The following is a 15,071-nucleotide window of genomic DNA, read 5'->3' as shown; positions in this document are numbered from 1 at the left end:
CGACGGGTCCTCCGGACACCACCGGGGTGCCCCGCCGCGCTAGACGGCGCGACGCCGACGGAGAGCCTCGTCGACGCTGAAGTCGGCCTCGCCGAGGTCGTCGACGAGGCCCATGCGGGCGAAACGGCTCGGCGCCGCGGGCGGGGCCTGGTGCTCGGGGGCGGCGCCCTCCGGGGCGGGGCGGGGCGGCGCCTCCTGCGCGGGGGTCGGAGCAGGTGCGGACGCCGACGCGGGCTGCACCGTGCCGGCGGAGGCGGCACGACGGGCCTGCTCGAGCGCGGACTCGGCCCGGGCGGCGTCGCGCAGCGCGGACCGTTGCGCCTCGCGCAGGGCGGCGAGGTCGCGAGCGGCGACCTCGCGCAGCTCCGCGGCGTGGTCGCGGGGAGGCGGCACGACGGTGAGGTGGGGGCGCCCGCCACCGGGACCCGGCGTCGGGGGCACCTCGGCGGACGGTGCGGCGGCCGCGGCAGGGGCCTGCCGGCCGCGGCGGAGGTAGAGGGGCTTCGGGACCGGCACCGGGGTCCAGGTGCGGGACTCCTGCTCGACCTCGCCCGTGCCTCCTGCGTCGGCCTCGTCGCCCTCCGCGAAGTCACGGAAGGGCTGGGCCTCGGGGGCCTGCCGCTGCTCCGACTGACGCCGTGCGCGAGCGGCGGAGACGGCCGCGAGCTGGCCGAGCACCGCGACCGAGCCGGCACCGAAGAGCAGGCCGGCCACGAGGGCGACCCAGGTCGACGCGAGGTCCGTCAGGCCCAGCACGACGAGCGCCGCGCTCGCGACGAGCACGAGGGTGGCGACCAGCCGCGACCGACGCAGGCGGCGCGCGGCGAGCACGGGATCGCGGTCGGCCGCGCGCAGCACGGGCTGGGCCGCCGCGAGCTCGCGCGTCACCTCGCGCTGCCGGGCAGCCTCGTGCGCCCGGCGGATCGCCTGCCGCTTCGCCTCTTCGGCCGCCAGCACCCGCTGGGCGTCGGCGACCGACCGGGCGTTCGCCTCGATCCGGACCTGCTCGGGCACCTCGGCGGTCTGCGCCAGGATGCGCAACGTCTGCTGCAGGCGGACGGCGTTGCGCTCGGTCGCGAGGTACTGCCGCCGACGGTGCCACGTGGGCACCAGGTAGACGAGCCAGAGCGCGGCGACGAGCAGCACGACGAGGCCACCGCCCCACGACTCCACGTTCATGGCTCCAAGGTAGGAGGCGGCGGCGTCCGCGCGCCGGACGCCGCGCGGGCGTGTCCCGGGCCCGTCAGACCGGGAGGGCCCGGCCGGCCTCGGCGAGGGCCTCCGGCGGCACCACGCCCTGGCCGGCGGGCACGAGGCCGTGGCGCCAGCGGTGCAGGACGCCCTCGCGGACCTCCTCCGCGACGAGCGCGAAGCAGAAGTGGTCGCGCCAGGCGCCGTCGATGTGGATGTAGCGCCGCCGGAGGCCCTCGTAGCGGAACCCGAGCTTCTCGACGACGCGCAGGCTCGGGCCGTTCTCGGGCCGGATGCATATCTCCATGCGGTGCAGGCCCAGCCGCGTGAAGCAGTGGTCGGTGGCGAGCGCGACGGCGGTCGGCGTGGCGCCGTGGCCCGCCGCCGACCTCGTCACCCAGTAGCCGATCGTCGCCGATCCCAGCGAGCCGTAGGTCATCCCCGAGACGTTGAGCTGCCCGACGAAGCGCCCGTCGAGCTCGATCGCGAAGGGCAGTCCGGCGCCGGCCCGCGCGTTGGCCTGCAGCGACCGGATGCTCGCGCGCACGTCGGAGCTCACGGCACCGCTCGGGTTCGTCGCCTCCCACTGGCGCAACCAGGAGCGGTTCTCCGCGAGGGCGGCGTCGAGGTCACGGGCGTCCCGGAGACGGAGGGCACGGATCTGCACCCGCCCCTCCGTCAGCGTGGGGATCGTCGACACGGGAGCCTGCCGTTCAGTCGGTGGGCGCCGTCTCCAGGCCGTCCGTGAACTCCTTGAGCCACGGACGCAGCTCGGCACCCAGGTCGTCGCGATCCGATGCGAGCTGCACGATCGCCTTGATGTAGTCGAGCTTGTCACCGGTGTCGTAGCGACGCCCGCGGAACACGACGCCGTAGACGCCGCCGGTCCACTCCTCGGCGCTCGCCATCTTCATGAGCGCGTCGGTGAGCTGGATCTCGCCGCCCTTGCCGGGCTCCTGCTTCTCGAGGACGTCGAAGACCTCGGGACGGATCACGTAGCGGCCGATGATGGCCAGGTTGCTGGGCGCCTCGCCCTGCGCCGGCTTCTCGACGAGGCCCGTGATCTTCACCACGTCGGCCTCGTCCGTGTCCTCGACGGTCGCGATGCCGTAGAGGTGGGTCTGCGAGGGGTCGACCTCGAGGAGCGCGACGACGGTCGCGTTGCGCGACTCCTGGACCTCGATCATGCGGCTCAGCAGGGGGTCGCGCGCGTCGATGATGTCGTCGCCGAGCAGCACCGCGAACGGCTCGCGGCCCACGTGCATCTTGGCGCGCAGCACGGCGTGGCCGAGCCCCAGCGGGTCGCCCTGGCGCACGTAGTGCATGTCCGCCAGGTCGGTGGACTGGTTCACCTTGGCGAGCTTGTCGACGTCGCCCTTCTTCTTCAGGGTCTCCTCGAGCTCGGAGACGTGGTCGAAGTGGTTCTCGAGCGCGTTCTTGTTGCGCCCGGTGATCATCAGCACGTCGGTGAGGCCCGCGCTCACGGCCTCCTCCACGACGTACTGGATGGCCGGCTTGTCGACCACCGGCAGCATCTCCTTCGGCATGGCCTTGGTGGCGGGGAGGAACCGGGTGCCGAGCCCGGCCGCGGGGATGACTGCTTTGCTGATCTGGAAGCCCATGCGGTCAGCGTATCCGTGCAGCGTGCCGCGCGTCGGGCCACATGCCTGCCCGTACCATCGGGGACATGACTGACGAGGTCGGCAACGAGAAGCGTGCCCTCCGCGCCGAGCTGCGACAGCGGCGGCGCAACACCGGCAGCACCGAGCGCGAGCACACCACCGAGGCCCTCACGCGGCACCTCGTCGAGCTCACCACCACGCTCGAGGCGCGCACGATCGCGGCGTACCTCTCGACCGCCGACGAGCCCAACACGCGACCGTGGTTGGACTGGGCCTCGGAGCAGGGCCTGCGCCTCCTGTTCCCCATCTCGCGCGAGGACGGCCTCCTCGACTGGGCCGTCGGCGACGGCAGCAGCGAGAAGGTGGGCCTGTTCGACATGCCGGAGCCCATCGGCGACGTGCTCAGCCCCATGGCCCTCGACGAGGTCGACCTCATCGTCGTGCCCGCCGCGAGCGTCGACCACGGCGGCATGCGCATGGGCTGGGGCCGCGGCTACTTCGACAAGACCCTCGGTTCCATGCAGAAGCGGCCCCCGGTCTATGCTGTGGTCTTCGACGCCGAGTACGTGGAGGCCGTGCCCCGCGAACGGCACGACGAACCCGTCGACGGCGTCGTCACCCCCTCCGGCATCGTCCGGTTCTGACGCCCCTCCCGGCGCGTCGCGACCGGCGGCCCCGGCCCGCCACTCCCCCGAGGACCACCGTGCCCACGTACTCCTACCGCTGCACCCAGTGCGACCACGCCTTCGACATCGTGCAGTCCTTCAGCGACGACAGCCTCACCGTGTGCCCCGTCTGCGGCGGCACCCTGCGCAAGGTCTTCAGCCCCGTCGGCGTGACCTTCAACGGGTCGGGCTTCTACCGGACCGACTCCCGCAAGGGGTCGGGCTCGGGCTCGTCGTCCGGTCCGGGCTCGTCGTCGGGCGGCTCGTCGTCGGGCGACGGCGGCTCGGGGTCGTCGGGTAGCTCCGGCTCGTCGACGTCAGGAGGCTCGGGGTCGTCCGGCGGGTCGGGCACCTCGGGCGGGTCCTCCTCCGGCGGGTCCTCCTCCGGCGGGTCCTCCTCCGGCGGGTCGTCGTCGGGCGGGTCCTCCTCGGGCGGCTCGTCGTCGGGCGGCACCAGCTCCTAGTGCGCAGCTGGCGGCGTCCGAGAGGACGCAGCGCCGCGGCTCGTGGTCAGATGGACGTCCACGTCCCCTCGACCGAAGGAGCACCCGTGAAGGGCTTCAAGGAGTTCGTCCTCCGCGGCAACGTCATCGACCTGGCCGTGGCCGTCGTCATCGGCGCCGCGTTCACCGCCATCGTCACGAGCCTCGTGACCAACGTCTTCAACCCGCTGATCGGTGCGCTCTTCAACGCGTCGACGCTCGACGACGCCCTGGTGGCCACGATCCCCACGATCAGCGGCGGCGAGGCCGAGCTGCGCTTCGGCGCCGTCCTCGGGGCGCTCCTCAACTTCGTCGTCATCGCCGCGGTCGTGTACTTCTGCCTGGTCCTGCCGGTCAACGCGCTGCTCAAGCGCACCTTCGCGCGCCAGCAGGAGGACGAGACGACCGACGCGGAGGTCCCGCCGACCGACGTCGAACTGCTCAGCGAGATCCGCGACCTCCTGCGCGCCCAGGCCGAGGCGACGACGGGCGCGAGCGGGCACGGGGCGCACGCCGCGGCTCCTGCGCGTGACGAGATCGGTGGCGCGAACGGCCCCCTCGGCAGTCGCTGACCCGACCTGCGCGTCAGCGCAGGTCGGCGGCCCAGTCCCGCACGCGAGCCGCGACGAGCGCGCGCGCCTCGTCGTCGGACACCGTCGGCGTGCCGTCGCCGGGCTGCTCGCCGTAGGCGCCGAACTGCGCGTGCGCGACGCCCTGCAGCTCCACGAGCTCGGCGTCGGCCGGCAGGGTGCCGCGGCGGGCGGCCACGTCGTCGGGCGTCGACAGCCCGTCCTCGCTGCCCGCGAGGCTGAGCACGTCCAGGTCGCGGGACGAGAGGTCCTCGAGGCAGTACGAGCCGAGCAGCAGCAGTCCGCTCACGTCGTCGTCCACCGCCAGGGCGCAGGCCCGGACGCCGCCCAGGGAGTGGCCCCCCACGGCCCACGTGGCGACCTCGGGCGCGAGCCCGGTGAAGGCGTCCAGCGGGGTGCGGTCCAGGATCGCCAGGTTCAGCGTCGGCTCGGTGATCACGACGGTCGTGCCCGCGGCCACCACCTCGCGGAACGTCGCGAGGTACGCCCAGGGGTCGACCTTCGCGCCGGGCACGAAGACGAGCCCGACCCCGTCGGGCGTGCCCGTCGGGATGAGGACGATCGCGTCCCCCGCGTCCCGGACGCTCACGGCGTCGTCGCGCCAGACCTCGAGCGCGGCCCCACGATCGCCGGGCATCACGTCGTGCGCGTACACGAGGAACGCGACGACCAGCAGCACGACCGCCACGCCGAGCGCCACGAGCACCTGCCCCGCCCGACGGAGGGGACGACGGCGGGGCGCGGTGCTGCTCATCCCGTCAGCCTAGGCCGCGGGACCGGGGCGGCTCGCGCCTCCTGACCCGCCGCGCATCGCACGCCGCCTCCTGACCCGCCGCGCGTGCGGCCGCCGCCCACCGCGCGTGTGGTCGCCGCCGCCGCCGAACGCGACCACGCGCGGGCGACGCGCCGCACGGGCGACCCGTTCGCCGGCGCGTCGCAGCGCGGTGGTCGCCTTTTCCGCCCGACGGCCGGGCTGGACTGGGCTGGGCCGAGGGGGGCTGGGCTGGGCCGGGCCGAGGGGGGCTGGGCCGGGTCGGGCCCGGGGGCAGGAGGCGCGCAGGAGGCCCGGGCCGCGGGCGGGCGGGCGTCAGCCCCAGTGGGGCGGGACGTCCTCGCGCAGGCGCGCGTCGTTCTCGGCGGAGGAGTGCCGCTCGGGCTCGGGCGCCGGCGTCGGGTCCGTCCCCGGCACGGGGTCCGTCGTGACGCGCCGCCCCGCCCTTCGCCGCACGACGAGCTGCGGTGCCGCCGCCCCGTCGACAGGAGCTCCGGACGCGTCGGAGGCCGGACCTCCGGCCACGGGCTCGCCCGCCATCAGCGCCGGGCGACGTGGTCGCGCGCGGAGACGCTCGCGGGCCTCCGGTCGAAGCCGAGCACGTCGGCGACGCGAGTCGCCACGGCGTCGGGGTCGGTGAACAGCTGGAAGGCGTGCACGCGCACGTAGTGCCAGCCGAGGCGGCGCAGGATCTCGGGGCGGGCCCGCAGGGACTCGCGCAGGGTCGCGCGGGACAGCGTGGTGTCGGTCTCGATGGTGACGCAGACGCCGTCGTGCGCCGCGACGAGCCCGAGCTTGCCGCGGTGCCCCAGGGCGACGGGGATCCCCCGGGCCTCGAGGCGGCGCGCCAGATCGACGAGCATCGGGTCGGAGTCGTCGGGCACGTGCTCGGCCGTCGTGCGCGCCTGCACCTCGGCGAGGATCTCGCTGAGCGCGACCGTGCCGTGGCCCATGCGGCCGCCGTCGATGTCGCTCGGCTGGAAGCAGGTGACGATCACCATCGAGCGGCGTGCACGGGTCATGGCGACGGCGAGCAGCCGCTCGCCGCCGGGCTGCCCGAGCGGCCCGAAGTCGCGCAGCACGCGGCCGTGCGGCGTGCGGCCGTACCCGATCGAGAAGATGACGTGGTCGCGGCTCTGGGCCACGGACTGCTCCAGGGTCGCGACCATGAAGGGCTCCGGGCGGTCGGCGACGACGAACTCGGTGAGGTCCTTGTGCCCGGCGACGGCGGTGAGGACGGCCTGCTGCACGCGCACCGCGTGCTTCGCGCTGGCCGTGATGACCATGAGCGACTCGGTGGGTCGCTGCCGTGCGTGCTCGAGCACGAGGCCGACGACGCGGTCGACCTCGGCGTCGACGCTCTCGACCGCTCCCGACTCGGGGTCGGGCACGGCGGTGCCGTCCGAGACGTAGTCGAGCGCGAGGCTGCCGTGACCGAGGAAGCTGCCCGCCCAGGGCAACGACTCGATGCGGCCGCCGTAGAAGCGGCGGTTGACGAGCTCGGCGAGGTCCTCGCCGCCGGCACGGTAGCTGCGGGTGAGCGACAGCGTGGGCAGGAGGGTCGAGAGCGTCGCGAGCGCGCTCTCGGCGTGGCGCGCGTCGAGCTGCGCGTCGTCGGCCTGCGCCGGGCGCTTGCCCGGCGTGACGGCGATGTCGAACTCGGAGGGCGTCTGCGTGACGGGGTCGCCGACGGCGACGGTCTGCTTGCCCCGGCGGATCGCGCCGACGTTCTCGGCGATCGTCGTGGCCCCGGCGTCGACGAGGATCACGGTGTCGAAGGGCACGGTGTCGGCGATGCGGTGCACCTCGTAGGGCGACGCCAGCCACACCGGTGCGATGGAGCGCGACAGGTGCGGGGCCGCGTCGTGCAGCAGGCGAGCCGTGACGTGGTCCTGGCGCAGGAGGCGCTTGAGGGCGTCCGCCTCGTCGGGCCAGTCGACGAGGCCGATCTTCCAGTTCTCGGCGAGCAGCCAGGCCAGCAGCTGGGCGCTGCCCGCGGCGTGCGCCTCGTCGACGAGCTTGAAGTCGGCCTCGAGGCGGTCGAGCATGGCGGTGTTCGCGCCGAGGAGGGCACGGTCCGCCTCGAGCAGCGACTCGAGCGCCGAGCGCCACCAGGCGAGCTCGAGCTCGGCGGCGACCTGCTCGCGCGGAACGTGGCGCTCGGCGAGGTCGGTGATCAGCGGCGTCAGCTCGAGGTCGCGCAGGGTCTGCATCAGCTCGGTGCGCTCCTGCAGGTTCTGCAGCACGTCGCTCTCGGCCGCGAGGCCCTCGAGGCGCTGGCGGAGCTCGACGACGCCGATCTCGGTGAGCCCCTCCTGCGCCCGCAGGCCGAGCGGCCCGTCGAGGCGCTCCAGGTCTTGCGCCACCTGCTGGTGCAGCACGTGCAGGTCGGCGATGCCCGTGGGCACCTCGGGGGGCGTGCCCGCGGAGACGTAGCGCTGCCACAGCACGCGCTGCTGGTCGATCCGCTGCAGGGCGGCGTGCAGGTCGGCGATGTGCACGCCCGGGCGGACGTACTCCTTCGCGAGCTTGCGCAGGCGGCGACGGTCGCCGCTGGACATCTCGGGCGCCTCGCGCCGCGAGGCCGTCGCGACGATGAGCTCCGAGACGCTCCGGTCGAAGACGACCGCCGAGAACTTGTCGAGCGTGTCGCGGATGTCGAGCAGCAGGCGCAGGTAGACGCCGAGCTCGGCGATGCTCTCGTAGGGGCGCATGCGGGTGCTGCCGATGACCTCGTCGGCCCGGTCGAGCAGGCGCGGCAGGTCGCGGTGGTGCAGGTTCTTGGCGAGCTGGTGCGCGCCTCCTGCACTGAGGTCGTCGTCGAAGCGGGCGCCGTACCAGGGCGAGTCGCCCGGTCCGTAGCGGAACTCGCCGAGGTCGGCGGCGTCGACCATCGTCTCGGCCACCCGGCTGCGGCCGTCGACCATGCTCTCGACGCTGCGCCGGCTGAGCCGCGCGGTCGTGGCCGGCGCGGCGGGCAGCAGCGCGAGACGGGAGAGCTCGGTCAGGCAGTCGAGCACCGAGACGCCCAGGGCCGCGTCCTCGCGACTGAGGGCCGTGCGGTAGTCGACGAGCACCTTGCGCAGGCGCACGAGGGCGTCGTCGACCTCGCCCATCTGCGGGTGCACGGCCTTCTCGTTGCGGCTGATGGACCGCACCACGTCGCGGCGCAGCGTCGTCGGCGAGACCGCGACGCCGGCGAGCTGCACGTCGGCGAGCCGCTCGGCGATGCCGCGCAGCGTCGCGCGTCGGGCGCTCACGACGAGCACGCGCTTGTTCTGGCTGACGAGCCGCCCCAGGGCGTTGACGATGGTCTGCGTGCCGCCCGTGCCCGGCAGCGTCTTGACGACGAGGCTGTTGCCCGCGGCGATCTGGGCGACGACCGCCTCTTGCTCGGGGTCGGCGTCGAGCAGCAGGGTGTCGACGTCGGGGCTGCGCTCGTCGGACGGCGTCGGCGCCGCGGGCCGGTGGCCCTCGCGCACCTGGCGCAGGGCCATGTCGTTGCCCGCGAGGGCGTCGAGCACGGGGTGCCCGAGCTCGCGCGCGTCGAGCTCGAGGTCGCTCGACACCTCGGCGAACGTCGACACGACGAGGCGCGGCTGCACCGTGAACCACTCGAGGTGCGCCGTCAGACCCCGCAGGCGGTCGATCACGGGGTTGGGCGAGAACGTGCCCTCACGGGTGGTCAGCGCCACGAAGGCGTCGGCGTCGAGCGAGATGTCGAACTGGTCGTGCAGGGCGTCGACGAGCGCCGGGTTCAGGTACGGGCCGCCACGCAGCTTCACCTCGAAGTCGCGGCCGTGGCGCCGGATGGCGAGGGGGCGCAGCAGCACCGGCCCCTTGAAGGACTCGCCGGCGAAGGACCAGCTGGCGATGCCGATGGCGAGGTGGACCGCGTCGATGCCGCGCACGGTCGCCAGCTCGAGGCCCTTCGCCGCGATCTCGCCCGCGGCCACGCGCGCCGTGCGCAGGGCCAGGTCGTCGCGGATCAGGCTCGACAGCAGGGTCGTCTTGCCCGTGATGAACTGCGCGAGGCCCCCGGGGTGCGTCGTGCTCAGCTCGATGCGGGCCCGCGGGTCGTCGCCGAAGTGCAGCAGCGTGGAGCTGCCGCCCACGCGGGAGAGCTCGCCGCGCCACGTCTGCCAGGTGGGCTCGGCGGCGTTGCCGATGGCCAGCGACGGGTCGCCCACGCTCAGGCCGTGCGGGGACGCGTGCGACGGACGCTGCGCCGAGGGCGCACCGGACGCCGGGACGGAGGTCTCGGGCTCGTCGTTCCGGTCATCGTGTCTGTCGGGGCGCCACACAGTGCCCACCTTAAGCCGTGTCGCCCAGGAACTCCGTGAGGGCGACCGGTGCGGGGGCGCTCCGCCGGGTGCGGAGGGGCCGCGCAGTAGGGTCGGCGACATGAGCAGACACGTCGTCCTCGCGGGGGCCTCCGGCTTCATCGGACAGGCGATCGCCGAGGCCTACCGCGCCGACGGCGCCCGGGTGAGCCTGATCGGCCGGTCGGGACCCGACGCGCGCTGGGGCGACCACGCACGCCTCGTCGAGCTGCTCGAGGGCGCCGACCTGCTCGTCAACCTCGCCGGCAAGAGCGTCGACTGCCGGTACACGGCCGCGAACCGCGCCGAGATCCTGCGCTCCCGGGTCGAGACGACGCGCGAGCTGCGCGAGGCCGTCGCGGCCTGCGCCGCTCCCCCGCCGCTCTGGCTCAACGCGTCGACCGCGACGATCTACCGCCACGCCGAGGACCGCCCGCAGACCGAGTCCGACGGCGAGCTCGGCCGGGGGTTCTCGGTCGGGGTCGGCAGGGCCTGGGAGGCGGCGTTCTTCGAGGGCGACCTGCCCGGCACGCGTCGCGCGTCGCTGCGCATCGCCATCGCGCTCGGCGACGGCAGCGCGCTCGAGCCGCTGATCGCCCTCACCCGGCTGGGGCTCGGCGGGCGGCAGTCCGACGGCTGGTGGCCGACCACGCGCTCCCGCCGGGCCGCGGGCACCGACCACCGGCAGGGTCGCGGCGGTGGTCGACAGAGGTTCAGCTGGATCCACCTCGACGACGTCGTCGGCGTCGTGCGCTTCGTCGAGGAGCACCCCGAGCTGGAGGGCCCGATCAACGTCGTGTCGCCGCACCCGAGCGACAACCGCACGCTCATGCGCACCCTGCGCCGTGTGCTCGGCGTGCCGATCGGGCTGCCGGCCCAGCGCTGGATGCTCGAGCTCGGCACCTGGGTGCTCCGCACCGAGACCGAGCTCGTGCTCAAGAGCCGGTGGGTGCTGCCCGAGAAGCTCGTCGCGGCCGGCTACGAGTTCCGGCACCCGCACCTCGACGAGGCGCTGAAGCAGATCGTGACCGAGCGGCGGCGGCGCGGGCGCTGAGCCGCCCACCACGGGGCAGGAGGCGCGCACCCGGGCCGGTGCGCGCCTCCTGCCCCCTGCGACCAGGGCGGTCAGCCGGTGTTCTGCAGGCCGGCCGCGATCCCGTTGACGCTGAGCAGCAGGAGGCGGTGGTCGGCGTCGGCCGGGTCCTTCGACACGGCGCCCGCCCGACGCACGCTGCGCAGGGCGCGCAGCTGCAGCAGCGAGAGCGCGTCGACGTAGGGGCTCCGGAGGCGCACCGAGCGCGCGAGGACGGGGCGACCCTCGAGCACCTCGTCCGAACCGCTGACCTTCAGCACCCACTCGCGGGTGAGCGCCATCTCGTCGAGCACCCGGTCGGCGAGGTCGGTCCGGTCGGCCAGCGCCAGGTACTCGCGGGCGATCGCGACGTCGGTCTTCGCGAGCGACATCTCGACGTTGCCGATCATGGTGCGGAACAGCGGCCACGACGCGTACGCCTCCCGGAGCTGCTCGACGTCGCCGACCGCGGCGAGCGCCGAGCCGAGGCCGTACCAGCCCGCGAGGTTGATGCGCGCCTGCGTCCAGGCGAAGACCCACGGGATCGCCCTGAGGTCCTCCAGCGACTCGACGGACAGGCCGCGGCGGGCCGGACGGGAGCCGAGCGCGAGCAGTCCGATCTCCTCCATCGGGGTCACGGTCGCGAACCAGGGCGCGAAGCCCTCGGCCTTGACCAGGCCGAAGAAGGCCTCGCGCGACGCGGCGTCCATGGTGCGCGCGAGCGGGGCGAAGCGTTCCGCCGCCTCGGCCACGGCACGGCCGTTCGACGGGCTCGACGCGAAGAGGGTGGCCGCTGCCATCTGCTCGACGTGCCGCAGCGCGATCGTCTTGTTGCCGTACTGGGCGTTGATCACCTCGCCCTGCTCGGTGATCTTGAACCGGCCGTCCACCGACCCCGGGGGCTGCGCGAGGACGGCCTCGTTCGCCGGCCCGCCGCCCCGGCCCAGGGCGCCGCCCCGGCCGTGGAACAGCGTCAGCTCGACGCCGACCCGCTCCGCCCAGGCCGCGATCCGCGCCTGCGCGTCGTAGAGCGCGAAGGTGGCCGACACCGGGCCGACGTCCTTCGACGAGTCGGAGTAGCCGAGCATGACCTCGAGCCGACGGCCGGTACGTGCCAGGCGCGCCTGCACCGACGGGGTGCGCACCGCCTCGTCGAGGATCTCCGTGCTGGCCTCGAGGTCGGCGAAGGTCTCGAACAGCGGGATCACGTCGAGCTCGGGGGCGGCCTCCTCCGAGCCGAGCGCGGCCACCGCCAGCTCGCGCACGTTCGCGAGGTCCTCGGCGGACTGCGTGAACGACACGATGTAGCGCGACGCCGCGCGCTGGCCGTAGCGGCGCTGCAGCGCGGCCACGGTGCGGAAGACCTCGAGGACCTCCTCGGTGCGCTCGCTCAGCGCGCCTCCTGCCCGGACCTCCTCGAGGGCCGTGCGGTGCACCTGCGAGTGCTGCCGCACCTCGAGCTCGGCGAGGTGGAACCCGAACGTCTCGACCTGCCAGATGAGCGACTGCAGCTCGCCGGCCGCGCTGCGGTGCGCGCCGGCCGCCCGCAGCGACCGCTGGACCGTCCGCAGGTCGTCGAGCAGCTCGTCGGGCGACGCGTAGGCCAGGGGCGACTCGTCGCGACGGGTGGCGTCGAGGCGGGTCGCCACGAAGAGCAGCACGCGCCGGTGGCTCTCGTTCGGCGAGCGGATGCCGATCTGCGAGGCCACCTCGGGCGCCAGTCGGGCCTGCGCCTCCGCGAGCGCGCGCACGTGCTCGTCGGCGGGGGTGTCGGACTCGTCGAGCGTGAGGGTCGAGCCGATGCGGCTCGCGGCGCGGTACAGGCCGAGCAGCACGTGCTCCGCCGCGATGTCGGCGGCCTGCCGCGTCACCTCCGCGGTGACGTGCGGGTTGCCGTCGCGGTCGCCGCCGATCCAGCTGCTCAGTCGCAGGAACGCGGGGGCCACGGGCGGCTCGAGGCCGGCCCGGTCGCCCAGCAGCCTGTCGTCGAGCAGGCGGTACACCTGCGGCACGACCTCGAAGAGCGTCTGGTCGAAGACGTTCATCGCCGTGCGGACCTCGTCGAGCGGCGTCGGGCGCGTCGTGCGGATCGGCGACGTGCGCCACAGCGTGTCGACCTCCTCCAGCAGGCGGCGCTCGTTCTCGACGGCGAGGATCTCGTTGCCCGGCTGGTAGCGCTCGTCGAGCAGGTCGCCGATGCGGCGGATGCTCGACGCCACGGCCCGGCGTCGCGCCTCGGTGGGGTGGGCGGTGAGCACCGGGTGGAAGCGCAGCTCGGACAGCCGCCGCGAGGCCTCCTCGGCGCCGACCTCGTCGGTCAGGCGGGCGAGCGTCGCCGACAACGAGTCGGACACCCGGCCCTCGGCGCGGCCCCGCGAGCGCAGCACGCGGACGCGGTGGTGCTCCTCGGCGAGGTTGCTGAGGTGGAAGTAGCAGGTGAACGCCCGGGCGACCTCCTCGGCGCGCTCGTGGTCGAACGAGTCGACGACCTCACGGGCGGCCGCGATGGAGCCGCCGTCGTCACCCTCGTAGTTCGCGATCACGGCGGCGCGCAGGGCCTCGACGTCGCGGAGCAGGTCGTCGCCGCCCGCCTCGCGCAGCACCCGGCCGAGCAGGCTGCCGAGGTAGCTGACGTCGCCGCGCAGGTCGGCGGCGACGAGGCCGCGGACGTCGTCGCGCGTCGCGCCGTCGGCACGGCGCTGTCCTTCGGAGATGGTCATGGGGATCGGGTCCTCTCGGCGGGGCCGGGTCGGCGTCTCTTGGGTACCACGGGCGGGGGGTCCGGCGCGACTCGGGCGCCTCCTGCCCGCGCCTCCTGCCCGTCCTCCGGCCCGCTCCCTGGCGGAAAAGGCGACCGGCGGTCGGTGGCACGCCGCGGTGCGGTGGTAGCGGGCGGCGTGCCGCGCCCGAGTCGTCGCCTTTTCCGACGGACGGCCAAGGGCAGGAGGCGCGGACGGCCAGGGGCAGGAGGCGCGCGGCAGGGCGCAGGGGCGGGGCAGGGCCGGGTCAGGTGGCGCCGGTCACGCGAACGCCCCCCGCCAGGCGCGCCCGGGGTGGTGCTCGTCGAGCTGCGGGTGGCCGAACAGCTTCTCGCGGAGCGTGCCCTCGCGGTACTCGCGCTGCGCCAGGCCGCGCTCCTGCAGCACGGGCACGACCTCGTCGACGAAGGTCTCGTAGCTGCCCGGCAGGGTCCAGTTCATGACGTTGATGCCGTCCACCCCGGCCTCCTGCCACTCGGCCAGGCGGTCGGCGATCTGCTCGGGCGTGCCGACGACGCGGGCGCGCAGCTTGGCCGACAGCGTGGCGAGGTCGGCGATCGTCGGCTCGCGGTCGCCCGCGGCCTCCTGCACCCAGCGCAGGTGCGACTGCCCGGCGTGCGTCTCGACCTGCGAGAGCGGCGTCGCCGGGTCGAGGGGCTCGCCCGTCTCGGGGTCGAAGCCGAGGTTCGAGTGCACGAGGAACGCGTCGGCCGACAGCCACTCGTCGAGCTCCGCCTCCTGCCGCTTCGCCTCCGCCTCGGTGTCGCCGACGACGAAGGTGAGGCCCAGCCAGAACTGCAGGTCGTCCGCGCGGCGCCCGGCCTCGACCGTCAGCCGACGCGTGTCGTCGATGAGCTCGCGCGTGGCCTGCGCGTTCGACGTGAGGATGAACTGCCCCTCCGCGTGCCGGGCGGCGAACCGGCGCCCCGCGGGCGACGAACCGGCCTGGAAGAGCACGGGCGTGCGCTGCGGCGACGGCGCCGTGAGGTGCGGCCCCTGCACGTCGTAGCGCGGGCCGTGGTGGTCGATGCGGTGGATGCGCGAGGCGTCCGCGTAGCCGCGCTCCGGGTCCTTGAGCAGGGCGCCGTCGTCCCACGACCCCTCCCAGAGCTTCGTGACGACCTCGAGGTACTCCTCGGCCCAGCGGTAGCGCTCGTCGTGCTCCTCGAGCCGGTCGTGACCGAAGTTGCGGGCCGCGCCGTCGAGGGCGCTGGTGACGATGTTCCAGGCGACCCGGCCTCCTGACAGCTGGTCGAGGGTGGAGACCTTGCGCGCGAAGTCGAACGGGTGCGACTGGATCACCGAGCTGGTGAACGCCAGGCCCAGGTGCTCGGTCGTCGCCGCGAGCGCCGAGAGCAGCACGAGCGGGTCGGCGCTCGGGAACTGCAGCCCCTCGCGGGCGTTCACGGCGTAGTCGCCACGGGCGGGCCCGTAGAGCCCGACGACATCGGCGAAGAAGATCGCGTCGAAACGCCCGCGTTCCAGCGTGCGGGCCAGGTCCGTCCAGAGCCGCAGGTCCTCGAAGTCGCGCTGGCCCGCGTCGGGCCTGCGCCACAGGCCGTGCTGGATGTGGCTGGCCGTGTTCATCACGAACGC

General features: G+C 74.3%; 11 protein-coding genes. 4 read left to right on the top strand and 7 right to left on the bottom strand.

Translation table 11 applies throughout. From position 1 onward, the window contains the following. Nucleotides 1-39: 39 nt before the first annotated feature. The 3 genes from ACYVHQ_RS13060 to galU all read right to left on the bottom strand — a co-directional run bounded on the left by ACYVHQ_RS13060 (nt 40) and on the right by galU (nt 2,813). Complete coding sequence (locus tag ACYVHQ_RS13060; protein ID WP_460513727.1) at nt 40-1,179, bottom strand: hypothetical protein; 1,140 nt, start codon at nt 1,177-1,179, stop codon at nt 40-42. 64 nt (nt 1,180-1,243) lie between these two features. Next, complete coding sequence (locus ACYVHQ_RS13055; RefSeq protein ID WP_460513725.1) at nt 1,244-1,891, bottom strand: GNAT family N-acetyltransferase; 648 nt, start codon at nt 1,889-1,891, stop codon at nt 1,244-1,246. A 13-nt stretch (nt 1,892-1,904) separates the two neighbouring features. Continuing rightward, a complete protein-coding gene (gene galU, locus ACYVHQ_RS13050) occupies nt 1,905-2,813 on the bottom strand; it encodes a UTP--glucose-1-phosphate uridylyltransferase GalU (RefSeq protein ID WP_460513723.1) in 909 nt (302 codons plus the stop codon). Nucleotides 2,814-2,878: 65 nt separating this feature from the next. On the opposite strand from galU, the gene ACYVHQ_RS13045 reads away from it, so the two are divergent. From ACYVHQ_RS13045 to mscL, 3 genes are all read left to right on the top strand, one after another. Beyond that, on the top strand, nt 2,879-3,457 hold the full coding sequence (locus tag ACYVHQ_RS13045; RefSeq protein WP_460513721.1) for a 5-formyltetrahydrofolate cyclo-ligase: 579 nt from the start codon (nt 2,879-2,881) through the stop codon (nt 3,455-3,457). A 59-nt stretch (nt 3,458-3,516) separates the two neighbouring features. Continuing rightward, nucleotides 3,517-3,942, top strand: coding sequence for an FmdB family zinc ribbon protein (locus ACYVHQ_RS13040; protein ID WP_460513719.1), 426 nt, complete (start codon nt 3,517-3,519; stop codon nt 3,940-3,942). 86 nt (nt 3,943-4,028) lie between these two features. Then, entirely contained in the window at nt 4,029-4,532 is a 504-nt protein-coding gene (mscL, locus tag ACYVHQ_RS13035) for a large conductance mechanosensitive channel protein MscL (protein WP_460513717.1), read from the top strand. Nucleotides 4,533-4,545: 13 nt separating this feature from the next. On the opposite strand, the gene ACYVHQ_RS13030 is transcribed toward mscL, so the two are convergent. Next, nucleotides 4,546-5,304 carry an alpha/beta hydrolase gene (locus tag ACYVHQ_RS13030; RefSeq protein ID WP_460513715.1) on the bottom strand — a complete coding sequence of 253 codons (759 nt, stop codon included), beginning with the start codon at nt 5,302-5,304 and terminating at the stop codon, nt 4,546-4,548. 557 nt (nt 5,305-5,861) lie between these two features. Then, nucleotides 5,862-9,626, bottom strand: a complete 3,765-nt coding sequence (locus ACYVHQ_RS13025) for an AAA family ATPase (protein WP_460513713.1) — start codon at nt 9,624-9,626, stop codon at nt 5,862-5,864. A gap of 100 nt (nt 9,627-9,726) precedes the next feature. Between ACYVHQ_RS13025 and ACYVHQ_RS13020 the strand changes: the two genes are divergently transcribed. Beyond that, the gene (locus ACYVHQ_RS13020) at nt 9,727-10,698 is read left to right on the top strand and encodes an epimerase (RefSeq protein WP_460513711.1); all 972 of its coding nucleotides are present in this window, start codon (nt 9,727-9,729) and stop codon (nt 10,696-10,698) included. A gap of 71 nt (nt 10,699-10,769) precedes the next feature. Here ACYVHQ_RS13020 and ACYVHQ_RS13015 read toward each other — a convergent pair whose 3' ends face one another. Further along, nucleotides 10,770-13,436 (bottom strand): phosphoenolpyruvate carboxylase, encoded by a 2,667-nt coding sequence (locus tag ACYVHQ_RS13015; RefSeq protein WP_460513708.1) that lies wholly within the window; start codon nt 13,434-13,436, stop codon nt 10,770-10,772. A 300-nt stretch (nt 13,437-13,736) separates the two neighbouring features. Next, entirely contained in the window at nt 13,737-15,062 is a 1,326-nt protein-coding gene (locus tag ACYVHQ_RS13010; protein ID WP_460513903.1) for an LLM class flavin-dependent oxidoreductase, read from the bottom strand. Nucleotides 15,063-15,071 lie beyond the last annotated feature (9 nt).

This window comes from Frigoribacterium salinisoli, assembly GCF_054781095.1.
This window is presented reverse-complemented; position numbering and strand designations above follow the sequence as displayed.